Here is a 24,165-nt window from a genome sequence, read left to right as displayed (position 1 = left end):
TATTATGTTCAACTAAATTTGCATTGTAAATTACGCTCCAGTTCATAATTATATAAACATTTTGATTTAGAATATGAATTTTTAAAAATCTGGAATAGAATTTTAAGTAACTATGATAAAATCAAAAACAGACTATTTGAATTATTTAGAAGCAGATAGAATTGCCTTAAAAAAGGCTAATACTTTTTATCAAAAGACTAAAGACTTTTTTTACCCAGATTATATATGGGATTTTCAAAAGTGTCTTAGAAAACTGGAGTTCTATTACAACTGTAAAAGGAGTATGTTGGGAAAGATTTACCTTATTTTTTTGAAAATAAAATTTAGAAAAAAATCTTTAAAATTAGGATTCTCTATACCTGCTAATGTTTTCGGGCCCGGTCTAGCTATCGTTCATTATGGTACTATTGTAGTAAATCCTAATGCCAAAGTAGGAAGTAATTGTCGAATTCATCCATGCACCAACATAGGAGCTTCTGGAGGTAATCCTGAAGCTCCTCAAATAGGGGATAACGTTTATATTGGCCCCGGTGCTAAGATTTATGGTAATATCCAACTTGGAAACAACATTGCAATCGCAGCAAATTCAAGTGTAAATAAATCATTTATTGAAAATGACATAATGATAGCAGGGTCACCAGCAAAAAAAATAAAAATTATCGATATAAAAAGTATCATCCCGCACGCATAGATATTTCAATTGTTAGGTTTTTGATACATAACATTAATAATAAATAAATAAAATTTAAACATTGTGATAGCAATTCATTACGGAAATAAAGACGACTTTAGTCGCGATTGGAAAGATTATTGTGAGAATAATTCCATCCCCTATAAACTAGTTTCTTGCTACGATAATAATATAGTAAATCAATTAGCTGATTGTAAGGTTTTGCTATGGCATGTGGACAACTTACAATTTCAAGATCAGATATTCGCAAAATATTTAATTCAGGCCTTAGAAAACACCAATATCAAAATATTTCCAAACCAAAATACGGTATGGCATTTTGATGATAAAGTTGCCCAAAAATATCTACTAGAGGCAATCAGGGCGCCAATGGTAGAGACTTATGTTTTCTACAATAAAAAAACAGCTATGGAATGGGTAGAGAAAACCTCATTTCCAAAAGTATTTAAACTTCGTAAAGGTGGAGCTTCGGTAAATGTGTTTTTAGCTAAAAATCGCGTCCATGCTAAAAAATTGGTAAATAAAGCCTTTGGAAAAGGATTCCCTACCTTGAATATGAATACCATTTTAAGGGAACGTTACAGAAAATACAAATTGGGCACAGAATCAGCTCTAGGGCTTTTAAAAGGTGTTGCACGTCTTTTTATAGGTACTCCATTTAAAAACATGTCAACCAACGAAAAAGGATATATTTATTTTCAAGAATTCTTACCAAACAATGACCATGATCAACGAATCATTGTGATTGGCAATAGAGCGATTGGGCTTAAGCGTATGGTAAGAAAAAATGATTTTAGGGCATCTGGTAGTGGGGAGTTTTACTACGATAGGGAATTGTTTGATGAAGAGTGTGTTAAAATAGCTTTTGAAGTAAGTCAAAAACTTGGTTTTCAATCTATGTCCTATGATTTTATTTACAATGAAAAGGGGCAACCCCAAATTGTGGAGGTATCTTATTGTTATAACAAAAAAGTGTATTTGCCTTGTCCAGGTTATTGGGATTCTGATTTAAACTGGCATGAAGAAAAAGTTTCAACTCAAGATTGGATTTTAGAGGACGTTCTTAATTCATAAGTATGATTGAATTACTCAAAAAACTAAATAATTACTGTCTGTATTTATTAGTTTTATCCATCACATTTGAAAACTGGGATCCATTTAATTTTGGCGGTACCTTATCAGTTACTTTCATGGCTAGTGTACTATATATATTAAGCTGGCTACCAAAACTTAAAGAATTAAGTTTGTCGCTCTTTAAAAAGTTCGGAATTCCACTTTTATTATTTATTATCACTGGTTTCATTTCAACCGCTTTCAATAGCATTTATCTGGATGAAATGAAGGAAGCTTATCATTATCGAGTGCTGCTTTTAATAATCTTGATGTTTCTGATAGCAAACCACTATTACAATGATCAAACTATTCTTCCGAAGACTTTGCTATTGTATGTACTTAGTATTTTAGTGATGTTCCTGCTGTATAAACTAGGTATTGGGGTAGAATACATTAGTAACAGGCCAAGAATTTTTGGTGAAAATCCAAACATAATGGGTATGAAAGCCTTAATTGCTTTTTTAATTGTGTTGTCAAATATGTTAGAAACGAACTTCTCCTTAAAAAAAATTCTCTTTGGCAGTTTGATTATGATACCATTATTAAGTTTGGTTATTGCTTCTGGATCACGTGGGGCATTTTTATCCGTATTTATAGGTTTAGCCTTATTTGTGGTTTTTATGCGTATAAGTATTGGTAAAAAAATAGTTTTAGGGTTATTTGGAATAGTAGGTTCGATATCTTTTTTTCTTTTCGTATTAGCAAATAATGTAGATTTTCAAAGGAGATTGCTGGATAGCGTAGAAACAGGTGATATTGGCAGGAACCTTGCATGGGTGGGAGCACAAAAAGTAATTGAGAATAATCCGATAATTGGAGTGGGTTTTCCAGCAGCATTACCGGAGATGTACCAAGAAATAGGTATAGCCATGGATCCCCATAACGTATTTTTATACGTTGCTATGACCACTGGTTTAGTTGGCTTTTGCTTTTTTATGATATTTATTTGGAGAATTGCTAAAATATTGTTCTTGTCATACAAAAAAAATGGAAAAATAGTTTACTTGGTAATTTTTTTCATCATTGTTCTAAATATGGCAAAAGCCGGTGGTGGAATTAGCATGATTCTGTTTTATTTTTTCTTCGCCGCTTTGATTGGATCAACTTTTTTACTATCAGATCATGAGGAAATCGAACATACTGTTAAACTGAAGAAAAATTAGAATTTAAATAAAAATGTAAAGCCTAAAAAATTTATATTGAAGGAAAAACAAGAAAGTAGTAATACCATACAAGCTTTTTGGATGTTGATTGGTAGTTTTAGCTCCTTGGCTTTGGCTATTTTCAGCGCCGCTATACTATCCCGATATTTGGATAAATTTGAATATGGAACATATCGTCAAATTCTATATGTCTATACTACCTTATCCATATTATTTAGTGCGGGTCTTCCCAGGGTTTTTTCATATTTTCTACCCCGTTATCCTATATCTGAAGGTAAAAGTATTGTATGGAAAGTTACCACAGTACTTTTTTTAGCAGGATTTTTATTTTCACTTTGTTTATTCTTTGGGTCAGGGTTAATTGCTAATGCGTTAAACAATAAGGAACTAGAAACTGGCTTGAAAACATTTGCTATTATCCCGACCTTATTATTACCCACTTTGGGCATTGAAGGGATATTCTCAACGTATAAAAAAACTATTTATATAGCTATCTACAATACCCTTTCCAAGTTATTAACTCTGGGTTTTATTGTACTGCCGGTTGTTTGGCTTAACGGGACCTATATAACAGCGCTTTATGGATGGATTATGGTTTCTTTTATTTCTTTGATAATTGCATTGTTTTTTAAAAACATACCTTTTAAAAAAATAAAACCCATAAAAACGGGTCTTAGCTACAAAGAAATATTTAGTTATAGTTTACCCTTAGTTATTGCGAGTTTTTGGGGCTTGCTAATTAGTGCGGCTGACCAATTCTATATCAGTCGGTTTTTTGGGGCAGAAGTATTTGCCGAGTTTGCAAATGGATTTACAGAAGTACCTTTTGTAGGAATGGTAACTGTTTCCGCCGCTACAGTAGTGATGCCAATTTTTTCAAAAATGATACATGACCAAACGTCCACATCGAATCTTATTCGTATGTGGACTTCTGTATTAACGAAGTCGGCACTAATTATTTATCCCATAGTTATATTTTTTTTATTCTTTTCTAAAGAAATCATGGTGCTGCTGTATTCAGAAAAATACACTACATCAGCAACCTATTTCAAAATTTTTATAGTTTACAACTTATTCAATATAATTGTCTTTGCTCCATTAATGTTGTCGATGGGCAGAACAAAACTCTACGCAAACGTACATATGTTTCTGGCCGTTGCCTCCTGGGTATTGGGCTTTATTATTATTAATACATTTAATTCTCCTGTGGCCATAGCTGTACTATCAGTTACTTTGCGAATAGCGAAGGTTCTAATTTTTACTTACTTAATAGCGAAGCTATTAAAAATAAAAGTACTAGATCTTTACCCCATTAAAAGTTTATTATTAATAATTGTGCATGGGCTATTTACAGGAGCTTTAGTTTGGCTTGCGTTTACTTATGTTATAACAATAAATAATATGTTTATTCAATTAGGCATATCATTTGTAGTCTATACCTTAATTTTGTTGGTGACTGCAAGAATTGCAGACATTGACTATCTTATAGTACTGAAACCTATATTAATAAAGTTTAGGGAAAAATTTTTTAAAACATAATAATTTTGAAATCTACTTTTATGAATATAACTTTAATTGCGGGCGCCCGTCCAAACTTTATGAAAATAGCACCTATTATTCATGCTATTGACGCTTCTAACCGGGATCAAGAAAAAATAGCCTATAGGTTAGTGCACACTGGGCAACATTATGATGCCAAAATGAGTGATTCATTTTTTGAACAATTACGAATACCTGCTCCAGATAGCAATTTGGGATGTGGCGGGGGTACCCAATCGGAACAGACGGCTGCTATATTAATTGCCTTCGAAAAGGAATTGACGGAAAACCCTACAGATTTAGTTTTGGTTGTAGGTGATGTCACCTCTACAATGGCTTGTGCCATCGTAGCGAAGAAAATGAATACGGCCGTGGCCCATATTGAGGCAGGTATAAGGTCTTTTGACTTAACCATGCCAGAGGAAATTAATAGAATGGTTACGGATGCCATTACGGACTATTATTTTACAACCTCGGAAACAGCAAATCAAAATCTTAGCAATGAAGGGATTGACAGTGAAAAGGTTTTTTTTGTTGGTAATGTAATGATAGATACACTACTGGCTAACATGGGAAGGCTAAAAAAACCCATTTTTCATGACCAAATGGCGTTGGATGAAAAGGAGTATTTGGTGATGACTTTACATCGTCCTGCTAACGTCGATGAAGGTGAGAAATTTAAAGAACTAATAGAAGAAATTTTAAAAAATTCAAGGGAAGCGCATATTATTTTCCCTATGCATCCACGTTCGGCCAAAACTTTCAGTGAGTTGGGCATCACCTCCCCATACCTTACCATTGTTGACCCAATGGGGTATTTGGAATTTAATTATTTGGTAAAACATTCAAAAGCTGTCATTACAGATTCGGGTGGAATAACCGAAGAAACAACTGTGATGGGTGTACCCTGTTTAACCCTGCGTGATAATACGGAACGTCCTGAAACCGTAACAATGGGAACCAACGAACTCATAGGCACCAATCCAAAAAATATAAAGCCGGCTTTGGATAAACTTTTTAACGGTCAATGGAAAACAGGAGGTATACCTCAATTATGGGATGGAAAGGCGGCAGAGAGAATTGTTGGACTCCTTATAGGCTTATATGAATAGTAAAAAAATCGTCCTAATTTCTCAAACATTTTACCCAAGACAATCACCTAGAGCTCTGCGCACTACAGAACTGGCCAAACAATTAGCATTATATGGTCATGAGGTTATTATATATTCAGTTTTGGGGAGTTATGATTATACTTCCTTTGAAAAAGAGTTTAACCTTAATGTCAAATCCATAGAGAATTTAAGGTTCGCAACGTTTAATAGTGACGGAAAAAGAAGGAATGATTTGCCTACAAGAATTTTGTCAAAGTTTTTTGGCAAAATATTAGAATTCCCAGACGTGGAGTTAATGTTCAAAATTCCAAGTATAATCAAAAAAGAAACGAAAGTAGATTTACTCATAACTGTAGCCATTCCATATCCTTTGCATTGGGGAGCAGCTTTGGCTAAGGTTAGAAAACCAGCGCAGTTTCCAAAGGTTTGGGTAGCTGATTGTGGGGATCCCTATATGGGAAATGAGTTTCATAAGCCCAATTTCTATTTTAAGTATGTGGAAAAATGGTTCTGTAGAAAAGTTGATTTTATTACCATACCTGTAAAAGGTGCCATTAGCGCCTATTACCCTGAATTCTATTCAAAAATTAAAATTATTCCACAAGGCTTTAATTTTGAAAAAACACGGGCCTTATTAAAAAAAGGTAATGCCGAAAATAAAATTATAACCTTTGCCTATGCAGGCGCATTTTACCCGGGAATACGAGATCCCCGTTTATTTCTTGAATATCTGTCTAAACTAGAAACCAATTTCAAATTTATACTGTATACGAAAAATACGGAGCTGTTAGCACCTTTTAAGGAGAAGTTAAAAGGAAAAATGGAAATTAGAGACTATATTTCTAGAGAAGAATTGCTACAAGTGCTAAGCCAAATGGATTTTGTTGTGAATTTTGAAAATGGAACGGCTATTCAAACTCCAAGTAAACTTATTGATTATGCCTTAATTGGCAAACCTATACTCTCTATAGATTCCTTTAATTTGGATAGGATAAAGGTAAACGAATTTCTAAAAAACGATTACTCACGAGGTTTAATTATTGAAAATATCGAGCAATATGATATTAGAAACGTATCAAAGCAATTTTTAAAATTAAGTTGAGTTTAATTTCTCTTAAGAACAACATAAGTGGCTAGAATTTCTTTATTTTTTATCTTATTTATTAGCTTTTTAAAAAAATTAGAAAAAGTACTTAAACCATAAAGATATCGAATTATATGAATAAAAAGAGATTAATTATTTACGGCAGTTTTTTATTAATTACAATCGTTTATTTAGTAGTGTATATAGATTATAATAAATACAATAATATAACTAAATTTTTTTATAGTCATTATCCTAAACATGACTTATCCGACTTTGATAATGTTTACAAAAGCATCGAAGGGGATAACATGCTAGGAGGTCAATTTATTGTAAAGAACGATAAACCTTACTTAGCTGTTGATAATTTTGATGATATTCTTTTAGATAGCTCAAATAAAATTATTCTAGAAGCAAATCAGTTACACCCAACACAAAGATTAGCCCTATTTTCAATGGGGTATCTGTTAGATTATTTTACGGAAAGGATTAACGAGAACGAAATCAATGAGGCAGTGATTGAACAAATAGGAGATTGTTATTTATTTATTTACCAAGAAATAGCAAATCCATTTTCAAAAAATTATTTCACCATAAATGATCATGCAATTTCTGAACGTGTACAATTTTTGGCAGTTTTTTCGTCTTATGTCAAAAAATACTACCCCGAAAAAGAAAATCTATTAAATGCCTTACAAAGGGATTATAATTTGTGCGTAAACCTTTTAATGGACACTAATTTTTTCACTTGGCAAACGAATCATGGCATCATGCAGTTGAGAAGTTTAGGTCAACTATTAGCAATTACATCTGACCCTTTAGCGAAAAAAAAAATAATCCAAGCGTTTGATAAAAGATTAAAAGATATAACTCCTTATTTCATAGGAGAGGATGGAGCTATTTACGAATCTGCCACGGAATATTGGCATTATATTTATAGTCAATTTTTAAAAATCTCAAAAATTTCAGAAGTGCAGGACTTAAAGAGTATTCAAACCCTAGCTTCTAAACTTAACGATACTCAATTTTTTTTGAATTATGTGGCATCAAACGATGGTTACATGGAAGGTATTGGGGATAGTTATTCCTACTATCTAAGTCCGAAGGATACACTTGAAATAGATAATAATCGATTTTTTGATTTTTCAAACAACCTTGCAGGAGCAAATTGGACTTTTGATGACAATAATATCAATATTTTATTTACCTCCCTTTATACCCCCCCCAATGTACACAAGCAACCGGACGATTTGATGGTTTCTTTATACATTAATCATCCATTCTTTTCCAATACGGGAACATACTCATATGATTACTCTAAAGAAAGAATTTTTTTTAGAAACGCTGAAGATGCTCATTCTACGGTTTCATTTGATATAGCAAATTTTACGAAATCAGATAGTTCCTGTGTACAACTAAAAACAATAGACCTAATAAATTCTAAGGCTATTATGATGGGGAAGAAGTTTTATAAGAATGGAGATATCATCACCAGAGAGGTGAATTTAAACCCAAATAAAGGAGAACTTGTCATCCAAGATGAATCAAACAACGACAGGATTTTGAAAAGTTCTTTTAACCTAAATCCTAATACCCGTATTTTTAAAATATCCAATAACAAATTCACTTTGTTAAACAGTGACTCTATTGCAGTAGTGATTTCCTCTAATCATATAATTAACCTGGTAGAATCAATAATAAGCACAGAGAAAGAAAAAATTGATACGGTTCAAAGATTAGAAGTAAAGGGTAAGAACAATGTAATTTCAATACACTTTAATGCTCCAACAGAGATACTATCGAAATTTTCGGTTCATGACTCAGATTTTACTAGTAGAATGAGGAAAGAAAATTCCTTATTTTTGAAAGAAAAATATTACGAAAAATCAAAAGTGGGATTAAGAACTAAACTAGTGTACCAATTTGGTTTCATAATAATTGCGTTTATTTTTTTATCATTTTTTTTTGAAATAAAACATAAACCTAAAAACACTTAAATTAAAAGTCAGGATAAACAATAGTGTCATCTAAGTAAGCTCTGTTAAAGGCCATAACCCCCAAATATATATTATAATAATAACTCGCTTTGTTTCTAGATATAGAAAAGTTTTTTAAATGTAATTGAGTGGTTTCATCAAACCTACCTAACATGGCCCAGCCATATGATAAAGTTTTTACCGAGGATGAATTTGTCCTTAGATCAATGTAAAAAGGTATATCTGAAAGATCCACCTTTTTAGCCTGATCTAAGGTGTTATTTAAAGTATTTAAAAATAACTGAATATCATTGTCATTCCACTCAATACCTTGATTGTACTGGTTTATGACCGCTTGGATTTCCGCATTGGTATGGGTAATATCGTTAGCGCTACTTTTGTTCCCCCAAGGCCCCGCCCATACATAGCCGTTATGTGGGTCATTAAGCCGTAACTGATCTCTAAAACCACCGGGATTTGTCCCTCCATAATTTGGCCATTTAGATTGTACATCATTGTTCCAAGCTTCTACCCAACTTAAATATTCATTTTTCTTTATAGTGTTTTCTTCCAATAATGAAAGATATAAGGCCATATTGGAAGCCATATGGGAAGCCATATGGGTATTACTTCTAATAATACTATTTGGACCTCTCGATTTCCATTTATCCCATAAATTTTTGGTGAACCAAGGGAGGTACTCATCATATTTTTGTTGAAAATTAGCTTGCGCCATAACCTCGGGGTACTTCTTTAACAACCAGAGCATTTTAAACACATTTCTAAGCCCATGCCCGTCATATAATTGAAAAGCCACCATATCCCCTTCAAATGGAACCTCCCAATCAAAATAAGAGTCATTATGATATGTACTTGGTCTAGCCTCTTTCTTGATTCGATCTACATACCAAAAGAAATCATTGACATATTTGATATCCCCAGTAGCCTGAAACATATAAATTAAACCATCAATAACCCTAAAATCGTAATATCTACGCTGATTACCTACCTCGGGCCCGGTACTCTGCTCGGTATAATAACCTTTAGATCGAGCCCATTCCGCATCAAACTTTTGTTTCCATTCCAGAACACTTGCATTTAATTCATCTTGTACTCTATTAGCGTTTACGGTGACATTTCCTTCTTCAGTGATAACCGTACCGTCCTCATTAGTTTCTTCTACAGTATAAACGAATGTATCTACGACTTCCTCTACTGTTTCTACCGTTGTAGCTACCGTTTCATTCTCAACGAGCGTTGGTGGGGTATATGTTAACGTATTGTTTTCGTTTATGACCACGGTTCCAAATTTAGGGTCTGAAGTTCCAACGACAGTAACAGTATTAAAATTCTCAAAAGTATCGTTGTTAAGAACATCGAGCAGGATACTTGATTTCATATCTGAAAAATAGATATCATCAACTACCAGACTGTAGACGCCTGAAATGTCATCCGTTTTGTTTATCACGTAACCTGAAAGTAAATCAGCATCTTTACTACAAGATAAGTGGCTAAATAAAATAGGTGCCAAAAGTAGTAACTTTGGCATGAATTTTTTAAAATGATGCATCATAAGTAGGTATTTTGTATTGGGGTAAAAAAAAGTAGTATTTGGGTTACAATTATAAAACAATATTTAATAAAGCCGTTGAAATAATCGATATTTTCGATGAACTACAGGTTTGAATGTAGTATATAACTAATAACGATGTAATAGCTTATATATTTTGAAGATTATGCTAAACTAACTTTTCTGTTTTATAAGATAATTAAAAGCATATTTCTTCTTAATCTATACGAGGCAAGTAAGATGATTGGATGTTTTTTTTCGATGAACTACATGAATTTATTAAAAATTCGATGAACTGCTCATAATGTTGATTTTTTAAAACGCTCTTGTTTGTCACAAGTATATAAGCACCTTTTCTGTACATTGGAGGAAAGTAAATAATTTGAATCGCTGCATATTTTTTGTTATGTGTAGATAATATCTTACTATTAAGGTTTTTTTGATATTTTTCAATTAAATAATTATAAATATTGAAAATAAGTGATAAATGTAAAATTTATTGTAAAGTAAAAGTCCTAAAGAGAATTAATTCTCTTTAGGACTTTTATTAATTAAAATAGGGTTTAGCTACAATCGTGCATCCACATGTTGTTTTAAAATACCTTTTACATCATAAATGACACCATCAGGTTTGAGCATTTCCTTCAAATCCATTTCTAAAAATTGGTTGTGAGCTACCGTTAATACGATAGCATCGAACTTGTTTGTGGGTAAGGATTGTGTTACTTGCATGTTATATTCGTGTTCTACATCCTTAATAGATGCCCAAGGGTCGTAAACGGTCACATGTGTTCCATAGCTTTTTAAGTTGTTGATAACATCCACGGCTTTGGTATTGCGCACATCGGGGCAGTTTTCCTTAAACGTGATGCCCAACACTAAAATGGAGCTCCCTTTTATTTTAATATCCCGTTGTACCATCAATTTAATTATTTCTGAGGCTACATATTTGCCCATGGTATCGTTCATTCGGCGTCCTGCCAAGATAATCTCAGGGTGATACCCATATTCTTGGGCTTTTTGTGCTAGATAATAGGGGTCCACACCAATACAGTGACCCCCAACCAAACCTGGTTTAAAGGGTAAAAAGTTCCATTTGGTGCCCGCTGCCTCTAATACTTGGTGGGTATCGATGCCCATTAGGTTAAAGATTTTAGCCAACTCATTTACAAAGGCAATATTGATATCTCGTTGCGAGTTTTCAATGACCTTGGCAGCTTCCGCTACTTTTATGCTTGGAGCCAAATGCGTTCCGGCTGTGATGACCGAGGCATATAGTGCATCTACATTTTTACCCACTTCAGGTGTAGAACCGCTGGTTACCTTTAAAATTTTTTCTACGGTATGTTCCTTATCTCCTGGATTAATACGTTCTGGGGAATACCCAGCAAAGAAATCGGTATTATAGGTCAATCCACTAGCTTTTTCCAATACAGGTATACACTCATCCTCGGTAACCCCGGGATATACCGTAGATTCATAAATAACAGTATCGCCTTTTTTCAATACTTGGCCTACCGTTTCACTAGCCTTATATAATGGGGTCAAAATCGGTCGGTTGGTGCGGTCTACTGGTGTGGGTACGGTTACGATATAATAAGTGCAGTCAGCGATATCTGACAATTGATCGGAACAGTATAGACCAGTTTCCATTTGGGATGAATCTTTAAGAACGGTTTGAAGAACATCATCTTCTAATTCTAAAGTGTTATCATGCCCTTTTCGAAGTTCCGCAATGCGATCTGCATTGATATCGAATCCTATGACAGGATATTTTGTGGCAAATAAACGGGCAAGAGGCAAACCCACATAGCCTAATCCAATGATGGCAATTTTAATGTTATTCATATTGTTTAAATTTGTGGATTCGGCTACGCTTAGCAACCGAATTATATTTCTAATTTATTTATTCCGGCTACGCTTAGCAAACCGATTACTACTATTTTATGTATTTATTTTAACTGGTCTTACTAAATGCAATTTTAAGCTAGGCTATTTTACTATTTATTACTTTCTTAACTCTTTATTGTAACTAACAACTCATTTCAAATTCTCCCAATACCATTCTACCGCCTCTTTAAGGCCTGTTTTGATATCGTACTGTGGATTATAGCCTAAAAGCTGTTTTGCTCTATCAATAGAGGCTAACGAGTGGGGTACATCGCCAGCACGGGTAGGTCCATAGGTATTCTCTATGCCAGCAATCTTACCGTCGTAAGCGCTAAGATACTCTTTCAACAATTGGGTGAGTTCGTTCAAATCGGTACGTTCACCAAAGGCTACATTATATACGGTATTCAAGGCATCTTGGTTTTCGGTAACCAAGGCGCGAACATTCATTTGAATGACATTATCGATATAGGTAAAATCACGGGAATAGGTGCCATCACCATTAATAATGGGCGATTCATGTTGCATCAATTGCATGACGAATTTTGGGATGACCGCCGCATAGGCACCGTTTGCATCTTGTTTTCTGCCAAACACATTAAAATAGCGCAAGCCAATGGTCTCCATACCATAGGTTTTGCTAAAAACATCGGCGTATAATTCATTAACATATTTAGTGATGGCATATGGGGAAAGAGGTTTTCCAATAACATCCTCTACTTTCGGCATGCTTTTAGAATCGCCATAGGTTGACGAACTTGCAGCGTATATAAAACGTTTCACTTTAGCATCACGTGCGGTGACCAGCATATTTAAAAATCCAGAGACATTGACGTCATTACTGGTAATAGGGTCATTGATGGAGCGTGGTACCGAGCCTAAGGCTGCTTCGTGTAATATGTAATCTACCCCTTCACAGGCCTTTTTACAATCCTTCAAGTTTCGAATATCACCCTCTATCAATTTGAATCTGGGATTGTTCATTAAGGGGGCTAAGTTCTCACGCTTTCCTGTGATAAAATTATCCAAACAAGTAACTTGATTGCCATTCTCCAATAAAGCATGACATAAATTGGATCCAATAAAGCCAGCGCCACCGGTAACTAAAATGTGAAATTTTGAATCGAGGTTGTATAAATTCATTTATGTATTTTGAGATTGTAATTATGTTGTTTGATTTATTATTTAGAACAAGTTTTTATATCAAAGACTTTTAAAAATGGACTAAGCGATATCTATCTATACTAATGACATGCATATAGCCGTGTTATTACGCTAATGGAATGTAATAATTTTTATACCATTCTGTAAAATGCTTTACCCCTTTTTTTATGGGTGTATTTGGGCTGTAATCATAATCTTTTATCAAATCATCGACATTGGCCCAAGTTCTTTCTACATCACCCGGTTGCATAGGGAGCATTTCTTTTTTTGCCGTTATTTCCAAACTTTCTTCAATAGCGGTAATAAAATCCATCAACTTCACAGATTTACTATTACCAATGTTGTAGATTTTGTAGTTGTTTTTGTGTGAATCCTTAATAGAACTATATTGGTCTTCGATGATACGAACAACCCCTTCGGTGATATCATCGATATAGGTAAAGTCCCGCTCCAATTTTCCATTATTAAACACTTTAATGGGTCTGCCGTTTATAATGGCATCGGTAAAGAGAAACATGGCCATATCCGGCCTGCCCCAAGGGCCATAAACGGTAAAGAAACGTAAGCCAGTGGTTTTGAAATTGTATAAATGCGCATAAGCATGGGCCATTAGCTCATTGCTTTTTTTGGTAGCTGCATATAGACTAACAGGATGATCAACAGCGTCGGTTGTTTCAAAAGGTATTTTTTCGTTCATTCCGTAAACGCTCGAGCTACTGGCGTATACCAAATGTTTTATCTTAAAATTACGGCAACATTCCAAAATATTCAGGAAGCCCACCAAATTGCTATCTACATAGGTCTCAGGGTTTTCGAGGCTATAGCGAACACCAGCTTGAGCCGCTAAATTGCAGACTTTATCGAATGCCTGTGCCTCGAATAATTGCGGGAGATTTTTACGATCCTCAAGGGCTAAACGAATAAAGGAAAAATGGGTATGGCTTCCACTACTGGTTAAACTATTGAATTGCTCGGCATCGGTCTTGGCGATGCCTAGTTCTCTTAATCGAGCATACTTTAAATTGATATCGTAGTAATCATTGATATTATCCATGCCGACTACAGTATACCCTTTTTCAAGCAGTGATTTGGCCACAAAAAAGCCAATGAACCCTGCAGCACCGGTTACTAATATTTTCATGACTGCCCTAATTTGTAATAGTTAAATCCTATAGAATTCATTTTATGGCTGTCTAACAGGCGTCTACCGTCAAAAACAAAGGCAGGTTTTAACATGTAGTCATAAATTTTCTTCCAATCATAACCTTTGAACTCGTCCCACTCCGTCAAGATAGCTATGGCATGGGCTTCTGCCGTTGCTTCGATAGGATTATGGGTTACTTTCAACAATTTCCTATTTTCTTCAGGAGAACGGGTGTTCAGATAATCAAGGTCTGTATAAATACGTTCTGCGGATACTTTTGGGTCATAGACCAAAATTTCGGCATGTTCTTCCAATAAGGCATCGGCTACCGCTATTGCAGGAGACTCCCTTGTATCATTGGTATCCTTTTTAAAGGCCCAGCCATAGAGTACAATTTTTTTGCCCGAAATGGTATTGTATAGAGAAGAAATGATATGCTCTGCAAAACGACTTTTCTGATAGTCGTTTGCGATAATTACCTGCTCCCAATAATCGGCTACTTCAGCAAGACCATAAGAACGTGCGATATACACTAAATTGAGAATGTCTTTTTGAAAACAGGATCCACCAAAACCCACAGAGGCATTTAGAAATTTAGGGCCTATGCGGCTGTCATACCCAATCGCCCTAGAAATCTCCTGGATATTGGCATCCGTTTTCTCGCATAATGCCGAAATTGTATTAATGGAAGAAACGCGCTGTGCCAAAAACGCATTGGCCACTAATTTAGAAAGTTCGGAGGACCAAACATTAGTTTGTAAAATTCGTTCTTTAGGCAACCAATGTTCATAAATGGAACTTAAGGTGTCTTTCGCCTCTTGGCCAGAAGGTGTATCGTCACCACCAATTAAGACCCTATCTGCTTTTAGAAGGTCTTCAATAGCCGTGCCCTCGGCCAAAAATTCAGGATTGGATAGTATTTCAAAATTAACCTTATTGCCTGTGTTTTGTAAGATGCTTTTGATGGCGCTTGCAGTACGAACAGGAAGAGTAGACTTTTCAACGACAATTTTGTCATCGGTAGCAACTTTGGCTATATTACGGGCACATAGTTCAACATATTTTAAGTCCGCGGCTTGTCCTTTCCCTTTGCCATAGGTTTTGGTTGGGGTATTCACCGAAATGAAAATAATTTGGGCCTCGTCTATGGCTTTATCCACTTCCGTTGAAAAAAATAAATTTTTATTCCTTGTTTTGGCCACGATTTCTTTAAGTCCCGGCTCATAAACAGGTAGATTGTCTAAATTAGAATCGTTCCAGCTGTTAATTCTATCTTGATTAATGTCAACAACGGTAACTTTTATTTCAGGGCATTGACTTGCAATAACAGACATGGTTGGGCCACCTACATAACCCGCACCAATACAGCAAATATTTGTAATATTTTTCATTTTTTTTATTTGAATAGAGTGCAAAAATTGTAAAAATAGTTTATTATGTAATATTAAGTCGTTAAAGGGTTAATTTAATGGTTTTAGTCTTCTTTAATGTGGATTCTGCTAAAAAATTCATTTTTAGCAGAATTAAAATGATTCCATAGCTATTGAACTCAATTTATAGGGTATTAGTATACTTTTATCCCATATTTTTGACGTTCGTAGTATTTTAGGTATTTCCTATTTCGTCGTTGAGGTCATTGAACTATCTTCGTATTATCTATAAACCAACAATACATTTTGAAAAAAGTTTTAATTACAGGTGGAGCAGGATTTTTGGGATCACATCTCTGCGATCGTTTTATTAAAGAGGGTTATCACGTGATAGCAATGGACAATCTTATTACAGGTGACCTTAAAAATTTGGAGCATTTATTTCATTTGGAGCAATTTGAATTTTACAACCATGATGTGACCAAATTTGTTCACATACCGGGGAATCTTGATTATATTTTACATTTTGCCTCACCGGCAAGTCCAATAGACTACTTAAAAATTCCGATACAAACTTTAAAGGTGGGTGCTCTAGGTACACACAACCTTCTAGGCTTGGCAAAGGAGAAAAATGCGAGAATTTTAATTGCTTCAACTTCTGAAATTTATGGAGATCCATTGGTGCATCCACAAACTGAGGAGTATTACGGCAATGTAAATACCATTGGTCCAAGAGGTGTATATGATGAAGCTAAACGTTTTATGGAATCTATTACCATGGCCTATCATCGTTTTCATGGGGTTGATACTAGAATTGTTAGAATTTTCAATACCTACGGACCTAGAATGCGCTTGAACGACGGTCGTGTGATACCCGCTTTTATTGGGCAGGCGTTACGGGGGGAAGATTTGACGGTATTTGGAAACGGGGACCAAACGAGGTCGTTTTGTTTTGTTGATGATGAAGTAGAAGGAATATATCGATTATTGTTAAGTGATTATTCCTTGCCCATTAACATAGGGAATCCGAACGAGATTACCATAAAGGATTTTGCAGAGGAAATTGTAAAGTTAACCGGTTCGACCCAAAAAATAATTTACAAACCACTTCCTCAGGATGATCCCATGCAACGACAGCCAGATATTTCTAAGGCTAAAGAAATATTGGGTTGGGAGCCAAAAGTTACCAGGGCTGAAGGGATGAAAAAAACGTATGCGTATTTCAAATCTTTGCCTTCGGAGGAACTCTATAAAAGGGACCATAAAGATTTTAGCACCTACAATAAGGTATAAGATAGTTTGCTGGTAAAATTAAAAAAAAAGTGATACCTTAATAGTAGAATAAAAAATAATCTTTTTTGAAGTAATTTTATTATTTATCCGTTATTATTTGTAGAATTTTTTTAAATTCTAAGGTAAAGCAAATTTTGATTTAAAGTAATTGAACGATTTAATTTTAGGCTTAAACGAAATAAGGTGACACAATTTATTTTTAAATTAAACTAGATGTATATTTACTAAAATATTAATAGGCTACAGTGATAGATATAAAAGAAAAAATATGGCTGTCCTCACCACATATGGGGGATACAGAGCAGGGTTATGTCAAGGATGCTTTTGAAACCAATTGGATAGCTCCTTTGGGTCCTAATGTCAATGCCTTTGAACATGCCATAAAAGAAAAACTTGGATATGCCGTTCATGTAGCTGCATTAAGTTCTGGAACTGCTGCCCTTCATTTAGGCTTGCAACTTTTAGGGGTTCAACAAGGTGATGAGGTGCTATGTCAAAGTTTTACGTTTTCAGCTTCTGCAAATCCTATTTTGTATGTAGGCGCCACACCTGTATTTATCGATAGTGAAAAAGATACGTGGAATATGTCTCCTACGCTTTTGAGAAAGGCAATAGAAAATAGAATTAAGGAGAAAGGGGTCCCAAAAGCGATTATAGCAGTACATCTCTACGGTATGCCTTATAATGTAGAGGCGATACAGAACATAGCCAACGAATTCAACATTCCAATATTGGAAGATAGCGCGGAAGCATTAGGAAGCACCTATAATAAAAAAGCTTGTGGCACTTTTGGTGATATCGGGGTATTATCCTTTAACGGGAATAAAATTATCACCACTTCTGGTGGTGGTGCATTGGTGTCTAAAGATAAGGCATTCACAGATAAAGCAATATTCTTGGCTACACAAGCTAGAGATAATGCGCCGCACTACCAACATTCTCACGTTGGTTATAATTATCGAATGAGTAATGTTTTGGCAGGTATTGGCCGGGGACAAATGGAAGTATTGCAAGATCGAGTAGATGCCCGTAGGGCGAATTTTGCCTTTTACGAAGATATGCTGGACTCATTTAAGGAAATTGAATTTTTAAACGAACCCGAAGGTTATTATTCCAACCGATGGTTGAGCTGTATACTCACGCCTTCTTTTGAAATGCGTGAACGGATACGTTTAGCATTGCAGGATGAAAATATCGAATCGAGGCCCTTATGGAAACCGCTGCATCTACAACCTATTTTTAAAGAATACAAGCAATTTACGGATGGAACTTCTGAGTCTTTATTTAATCGTGGTCTTTGTCTGCCCAGTGGTAGTAACCTTGGCCGTGCCGATTTAGAACGAGTTGCCGATTGCATAAAAAAAGTATTATTATGATACAGAAATATTTAACCTATACTTCAAAACGTTATGCCTCAAAATGGCTTGTTTTGTGTATTGATCTCTTTACCATTGGCTTTTCTTTTTTACTATCCTATTTCATACGTTTTAACCTTACCCTTAATTTTGAATTAGAAAATTTATTGGTTCAGGTGCCTTTGGTATTGACAACTGCCTTAGTATCCTTTCTAATTATTGGATCGTATAAAGGGGTTATTAGACATACAGGTGTTAGGGATGTATATAATATTTTTAATGCGGTATGTCTGTCAAGTATACTGTTAATTACCATAGTTATTGCCAATAGGCAGTTGAATGTTTACAGCAGTTTTACCATACCACTTTCCATTATTATCATCAATAGTTTAATAACCTTTGTTGGTTTGACCGCTTCCCGATTTGTATTTAAATCGATGTATAATCAGATAAAGGGAGGTGTAAAGGCATATAAAAATGTAGTAATCTACGGTGCCGGGGAATCTGGGGTGTTGACCCAAATGGCTATAACCAATCATTCCCAAAGTAGGTATAAGGTAGTCGGTTATATTGACAGGGATGTTAAAAAGATAGGTAAAAAAATCAACGGTATTCCTGTTTTTTGCCGTAGGGACTTAACTGAAAAATTTATTATCAAAAATAATATTTGCGAAGTAATTTTCTCCATTCAAAATATTAATGCTAAAAAGTTACGCAAAACCGTGGAAGGATTAGTTGACTACCCTGTTGTAGTGAAAATAGTTCCCCCTTTAGAAGATTGGATCAATGGGGAGCTTAAAGTTTCACAAATTAAACAAATACAAATAGAAGATTTACTGGATCGTGCCCCTATAAAAATAAAGAATAGTAAGATTGCTCTTGAATTAATGAACAAAAACATTATGGTTACTGGTGGTGCGGGGTCAATCGGAAGTGAAATTGTTCGTCAAATTTGCACCTATGGATATAAATCCTTGGTGATTATTGATTCTGCGGAATCTGCACTCTATGATTTGCAACAAGAACTAAAACAAAATGGATATCATAATTTCATCCCTATAGTAAGTGATGTCAGGGATAAAAATAGGATGAACGCACTTTTCACAGAATATAAGCCTGATATAGTTTTCCATGCCGCTGCTTATAAACATGTTCCATTAATGGAGTACAATTCTTATGAGGCTATTAAAATTAATATAGGGGGAACAAAGAACATTGCAGATTTGGCTGTAATCCATGGTGTTGAAAAATTCGTTTTTGTTTCTACCGATAAGGCGGTTAATCCTACCAATGTCATGGGAGCGACCAAACGAATTGCTGAGTTGTACATTAGTTGTATGCAAAAAGAAAATAAGACTAAATTTATCACCACGCGTTTTGGTAATGTGTTAGGGTCTAACGGTTCTGTTATCCCCTTATTCCGTAACCAAATTGAAAAAGGAGGGCCCCTTACCTTAACCCATAAAGATATCACGCGTTATTTTATGACCATACCCGAAGCTTCACAGCTCGTGCTAGAAGCTGGTGCTATGGGAGAAGGGGGTGAGATTTTTATTTTTGATATGGGTGAATCCGTTAAAATCTATGATCTAGCCAAGAATATGATTAAATTATCTGGTCTACGTTATCCACAGGATATCGATATTGCGATAACTGGATTGCGACCCGGAGAAAAATTGTATGAAGAATTATTGGCCAATGGTGAAAATACTTTGCCCACCTACCATGAAAAAATAAAAATCAGTAAAGTGCGAGAGGTTGATTTTACTAAAGTGAGATCAAAAATTGATGAGCTTTGTATTACCAATATGTTCTTTAATGGAAATACAGTAAAATTGATGAAAGAAATAGTACCGGAATATATCTCAAAAAATTCATCCTTTTGCGATTTGGATAGGCAGACCGCTGAAAGTGTTCCGCAAACGAAATCAAACCTAAAAATAGTGCAGCGCTAAATCCATATAATTTTCTATTTCCAAAACACTTAAAAAATGATTTTAAAAAAAATAAATTTTAATAGCTTATTAGTATTAGGTATAATACCGCTAATTTTTTCATGTGCATCAAGAAAGGATGTTGTTTACTTTCAAGATGCAAGTGCTTTTGAAACTATTGTCAGTGATAATACCCATACGAATAAATTCAAAGTAGATGATGTTGTAAATATTCACATATCTACATTAGACCCCCAGGCAAGTGTACCCTTTAATTTGTTCAAAGGTTCAGATGAATCTGGGGTGAGACCTCAACAAGTGGATTATATTATTGATAAAAACGGGGAGATAGATTTTCCTGTAATAGGTAAAATTAGATTAGTGGGTTTGTCTCCAGAAGAAACGAAAATTTTATTGACCGAAAAACTGAAAGATTATTTGAAAGATCCAATTATCAATATTAGAATTCAAAATTTTACGGTTACCGTATTAGGAGAGGTAAATAGACCTGGAACATATCCTGTTAATGGTGAGCAAATAACTATTTTAGAGGCTATAGGTTTGGCAAATGATTTGACTATTAAAGGAAAAAGAAATAATGTGATGGTCATACGTGATTTTAACGGTACTAAAGTCTATACCCGTTTAGATTTGACTAAGAAGGAGGCTTTAAGTTCACCGGTATTTTATTTAACACAAAATGATGTGGTTTATGTAGAACCGAACAATTCGGCAATTAAGACCTCAACGTTGGACAATAGAGCTTCCATATATCTTTCTGTATTCTCTTTGTTGGTTACCTCTACTATTTTGATACTAAGAACGAACTAAATAGGTAATTTCTTATTTTCTACTAACAACCCAAACAGTTATTAATGAATTCAAAACCTAGTACTAATTTTAACGATGATTCCTCTTTAAAGGATGCAATTTCAGCCTATATAAAGCAGTGGAAGTGGTTCGTGCTGTCAGTGGTGTTCATGATCGGGGCTGCGTATGTTTATTTGAGATATGCAACGCCAGAATATGCCTCTGGTGCCAAATTAGAAATCATTGAAGATAAAAATTCAAGTTCTGAACTTTCTGCTTTTTCTGATATGCAATTTTTAACGGGGGGCAATAACACAGTGGAGGATGAAATTCAAATATTGAATTCCAGGTCCAATTTTATTCAGGTTGTAAAACAGTTAGATCTTAACGTAAAACTAATAGCACTTGGTACGATTAAGAATTCTGAAGTATATACCAAAAAGCCAATTAAAATAAATTTCATTGCAAATGATTCTATAATAAATGAAGCTTCTTTTACATTTTTTATTGAATTGACTTCTGGTAATACCTTTGGCTACAGTCTTGATTTGGATAGCCCTAGTAAAATATTTTCGTATGGAAACAAAGTTCCTACAGAAATTGGGGATATCGTACTCACACCTATTTCACCTTATTTTGAGGGTTATAAAGGTAAAAAGCTCCAAGTAATTATTAAGCCAGTGTATACTGTAGCTGAAGCCTATCAAGCTAAGGTTTTGATAGTTCCTGCAAGTGATTTATCTACTATTTTATCTATAAGTCTTAATGACCCTATTCAACAAAAAGCATCGGATATTATAGATAGATTGATTCTAACCTATAATACTAACGCAATTGAAGATAAAAAAATAATCGCGGATAAAACCTCTGACTTTATTAATGCAAGAATTAGGGAAATATCAACCGATTTAACTTCTACAGATCAAACAGCGGAAGATTTTAAAACATCAAGAGGAATAACGGATATTGCTAGTGAGGCCAATTTAGCGATGAATGTAGGTGCATCTAGCAGGCAAGAACTGGAAAATGCTAAAATGCAATTGAATATTGCCTCTGGGGTCAGGGAATTTGTTTCCGGAGAAAATGGGTATGAGGTTCTACCAACTAATATAGGTCTTTCTGATCCTACCATTGCAAATACCACTGCAAAGTATAATGAACTGGTTTCTGAACGGAACAGACTGTTGCAAAGTGCTGATGAAAAAAACCCGATTGTTGTTAACCTTGATCAGCAACTGAATTCATTAAAGCAAACAATGAACTCCAGTTTAGAAGGTATGGAGCGTAACTTAGGAATGCAGGTGAATAATTTGTCGGGTCAGCTTTCGCGCATGAATTCCATTAAATATTCAGCACCAAGGAATCAACGAGCACTTACCGATATTACCCGACAGCAACAAACAACTGAATCACTATATCTTTATTTGTTGCAGAAACGGGAAGAATCGCAGATATCGGCCGCATCCAGTCCTGAACAATCAAAAATTATCGATGGCGCCCATGCCATAGGTGATAAACCGGTTTCTCCTAAAAGGTCAATCACTTTCTTAGCTGCAATTATGCTAGGATTTATAATTCCATTTGGCATCATTTACACAAATGATTTACTGGATAATAAAATCCACAATAAAAACGGATTAGAGAAATTATTGGATAATCAAGTACCTGTTCTCGCTGAATTACCAAGAATTTCTAAGAAGGAATCTAAATTGATTACTAAAAATGATCGCTCCGTGTTAAGTGAATCATTACGTATATTGAGAACGAATTTAGATTATCTTATAAAAAGTAAAAAGGGATTAAAAAACAATATTATTTATGTTACCTCCAGCGTTCCTGGAGAGGGAAAAACTTTTTTATCTTCTAATCTAGCGATGGTATTTGCAAGTACTGATAAAAAGGTGCTGTTGATTGGGGCCGATATTCGAAATCCTAAATTATATAATTTTTTCACGCATCCAGAAATTGATAAATTAGGCAAACCAGGTAGAAGTAAGGATGTTGGTTTAACAGAATATTTATACGATGATTCTGTTAATATTAAAGACATCATCACCCCGATGTTAGCATATACCAATACCATAGATGTTATATATTCCGGTAAAATACCACCTAACCCCGCAGAATTACTTATGAGTCCAAAGTTGAAAAGTCTTTTTGACCAAGTTGCAGAAATGTACGACTACGTTATTGTAGATACTGCCCCATTATTAGTGGTGACCGATACGTTATTGATAAGTGAATATGCAAATCATACGCTTTATGTAACTAGGGCAGGGGTTACTGAAAACCGAGTTATAGAGTACCCTTTGAAGCTTAATGATGAGGGTAAATTAAATGGTCTTTCCTTTGTTGTGAATGACGTAAATGATTCAAATCTTGGTTATGGCGGTAAATATGGTTATGGCTACGGTAAGACTACGACAAAATGGTGGAAGTTTTTTTCTTAAAACAGTAAACAAATCCCTTCTTTTCAGAGGTTCCAGGAGAGTTGATATTACTTTTATTTTCAATTTGGCGTTTTCTCTTGTGGGTAAACTATTCAATTTTAATCTCTTAAAGTATGCGTACTTTTAGTGGAGTTTTCTCTATAAAATTAAATTAATTACGTACTTTGTTTTATTAAAATTAACACCTCTTCTATTCTTCCAGTTAGAGTTTCCTCTTGTGATAAACCATCCAATTTTAACGGCTTAAAATATTGGCACATTTAATCGAGAAATCTAGCTATTAGGCGAATATAATCTCTTAAAAAAGGATTAAGCCCGCCCATATATTAAATTTGTTACTTATTAAAATAGCCAAATTCATCATGTTGAGAAATTACATAAAAAATAAAAAATCATTTTTATTTCTAATTCTAGTAATTGGATTATACATAAATATTGATTTGGCCTTTGGGCAAATTAATTTTAGCCAAAGTGAATTGGGATTTGAAGTGCCCGGTGATTTAAGTG

18 protein-coding genes are annotated in these 24,165 nt (G+C 34.6%); 12 read left to right on the top strand and 6 right to left on the bottom strand.

All coding sequences use genetic code 11. The features are described from left to right. Window positions 1-112: 112 nt before the first annotated feature. Together AAC084_RS09150 and AAC084_RS09145 are read left to right on the top strand one after the other, a co-directional pair. Entirely contained in the window at window positions 113-691 is a 579-nt protein-coding gene (locus AAC084_RS09150; RefSeq protein WP_339839805.1) for a serine acetyltransferase, read from the top strand. A 63-nt stretch (window positions 692-754) separates the two neighbouring features. After that, window positions 755-1,765, top strand: coding sequence for a hypothetical protein (locus AAC084_RS09145; RefSeq protein WP_339839803.1), 1,011 nt, complete (start codon window positions 755-757; stop codon window positions 1,763-1,765). Window positions 1,766-1,796: 31 nt separating this feature from the next. Here the strand turns inward: AAC084_RS09145 and AAC084_RS09140 are convergent, their stop codons facing one another. Beyond that, entirely contained in the window at window positions 1,797-1,994 is a 198-nt protein-coding gene (locus tag AAC084_RS09140; RefSeq protein ID WP_339839801.1) for a hypothetical protein, read from the bottom strand. Window positions 1,995-2,244: 250 nt separating this feature from the next. Here AAC084_RS09140 and AAC084_RS09135 point away from each other — a divergent pair, with 250 nt between their 5' ends. From AAC084_RS09135 to AAC084_RS09115, 5 genes are all read left to right on the top strand, one after another. Next, window positions 2,245-2,967 carry an O-antigen ligase family protein gene (locus AAC084_RS09135; protein ID WP_339839799.1) on the top strand — a complete coding sequence of 241 codons (723 nt, stop codon included), beginning with the start codon at window positions 2,245-2,247 and terminating at the stop codon, window positions 2,965-2,967. Between the two features lie 36 nt (window positions 2,968-3,003). Further along, window positions 3,004-4,506 (top strand): oligosaccharide flippase family protein, encoded by a 1,503-nt coding sequence (locus AAC084_RS09130; RefSeq protein ID WP_339839797.1) that lies wholly within the window; start codon window positions 3,004-3,006, stop codon window positions 4,504-4,506. A gap of 20 nt (window positions 4,507-4,526) precedes the next feature. Beyond that, window positions 4,527-5,618 (top strand): UDP-N-acetylglucosamine 2-epimerase (non-hydrolyzing), encoded by a 1,092-nt coding sequence (gene wecB / locus AAC084_RS09125; protein WP_339839795.1) that lies wholly within the window; start codon window positions 4,527-4,529, stop codon window positions 5,616-5,618. After that, entirely contained in the window at window positions 5,611-6,720 is a 1,110-nt protein-coding gene (locus AAC084_RS09120; protein WP_339839793.1) for a hypothetical protein, read from the top strand. Before wecB ends, AAC084_RS09120 begins: the two co-directional genes overlap by 8 nt. Before the next feature lie 116 nt (window positions 6,721-6,836). Further along, window positions 6,837-8,699: a heparinase II/III family protein gene (locus tag AAC084_RS09115; protein ID WP_339839791.1), complete on the top strand. Its 1,863-nt coding sequence runs from the start codon at window positions 6,837-6,839 to the stop codon at window positions 8,697-8,699. Between the two features lies 1 nt (window position 8,700). Here AAC084_RS09115 and AAC084_RS09110 read toward each other — a convergent pair whose 3' ends face one another. The 5 genes from AAC084_RS09110 to AAC084_RS09090 all read right to left on the bottom strand — a co-directional run bounded on the left by AAC084_RS09110 (window position 8,701) and on the right by AAC084_RS09090 (window position 15,837). Then, window positions 8,701-10,227, bottom strand: a complete 1,527-nt coding sequence (locus AAC084_RS09110) for a hypothetical protein (RefSeq protein WP_339839789.1) — start codon at window positions 10,225-10,227, stop codon at window positions 8,701-8,703. Window positions 10,228-10,815: 588 nt separating this feature from the next. Beyond that, on the bottom strand, window positions 10,816-12,096 hold the full coding sequence (locus tag AAC084_RS09105) for a nucleotide sugar dehydrogenase (protein WP_339839787.1): 1,281 nt from the start codon (window positions 12,094-12,096) through the stop codon (window positions 10,816-10,818). 192 nt (window positions 12,097-12,288) lie between these two features. Continuing rightward, on the bottom strand, window positions 12,289-13,281 hold the full coding sequence (locus AAC084_RS09100) for an SDR family oxidoreductase (protein WP_339839784.1): 993 nt from the start codon (window positions 13,279-13,281) through the stop codon (window positions 12,289-12,291). A gap of 127 nt (window positions 13,282-13,408) precedes the next feature. Next, window positions 13,409-14,443, bottom strand: coding sequence for an NAD-dependent epimerase (locus AAC084_RS09095; protein ID WP_339839782.1), 1,035 nt, complete (start codon window positions 14,441-14,443; stop codon window positions 13,409-13,411). After that, the gene (locus AAC084_RS09090; protein ID WP_339839779.1) at window positions 14,440-15,837 is read right to left on the bottom strand and encodes a nucleotide sugar dehydrogenase; all 1,398 of its coding nucleotides are present in this window, start codon (window positions 15,835-15,837) and stop codon (window positions 14,440-14,442) included. Before AAC084_RS09090 ends, AAC084_RS09095 begins: the two co-directional genes overlap by 4 nt. Before the next feature lie 285 nt (window positions 15,838-16,122). Between AAC084_RS09090 and AAC084_RS09085 the strand changes: the two genes are divergently transcribed. The 5 genes from AAC084_RS09085 to AAC084_RS09065 all read left to right on the top strand — a co-directional run bounded on the left by AAC084_RS09085 (window position 16,123) and on the right by AAC084_RS09065 (window position 23,658). Continuing rightward, window positions 16,123-17,109, top strand: coding sequence for a UDP-glucuronic acid decarboxylase family protein (locus AAC084_RS09085; protein ID WP_339839777.1), 987 nt, complete (start codon window positions 16,123-16,125; stop codon window positions 17,107-17,109). Window positions 17,110-17,357: 248 nt separating this feature from the next. Continuing rightward, on the top strand, window positions 17,358-18,485 hold the full coding sequence (locus AAC084_RS09080; protein WP_339840005.1) for a DegT/DnrJ/EryC1/StrS family aminotransferase: 1,128 nt from the start codon (window positions 17,358-17,360) through the stop codon (window positions 18,483-18,485). Further along, the gene (locus tag AAC084_RS09075; RefSeq protein WP_339839775.1) at window positions 18,482-20,419 is read left to right on the top strand and encodes a nucleoside-diphosphate sugar epimerase/dehydratase; all 1,938 of its coding nucleotides are present in this window, start codon (window positions 18,482-18,484) and stop codon (window positions 20,417-20,419) included. Before AAC084_RS09080 ends, AAC084_RS09075 begins: the two co-directional genes overlap by 4 nt. A gap of 36 nt (window positions 20,420-20,455) precedes the next feature. Then, window positions 20,456-21,229 (top strand): polysaccharide biosynthesis/export family protein, encoded by a 774-nt coding sequence (locus AAC084_RS09070; RefSeq protein WP_339839773.1) that lies wholly within the window; start codon window positions 20,456-20,458, stop codon window positions 21,227-21,229. A gap of 44 nt (window positions 21,230-21,273) precedes the next feature. Beyond that, window positions 21,274-23,658, top strand: a complete 2,385-nt coding sequence (locus AAC084_RS09065; RefSeq protein WP_339839772.1) for a polysaccharide biosynthesis tyrosine autokinase — start codon at window positions 21,274-21,276, stop codon at window positions 23,656-23,658. Window positions 23,659-24,165 lie beyond the last annotated feature (507 nt).

The sequence above is a fragment of the uncultured Maribacter sp. genome (assembly GCF_963977385.1).
Lineage (GTDB): Bacteria > Bacteroidota > Bacteroidia > Flavobacteriales > Flavobacteriaceae > Maribacter.
The sequence above is the reverse complement of the archived record's forward strand: the minus strand, read 5'-3'. Positions and strand labels throughout refer to the sequence as shown.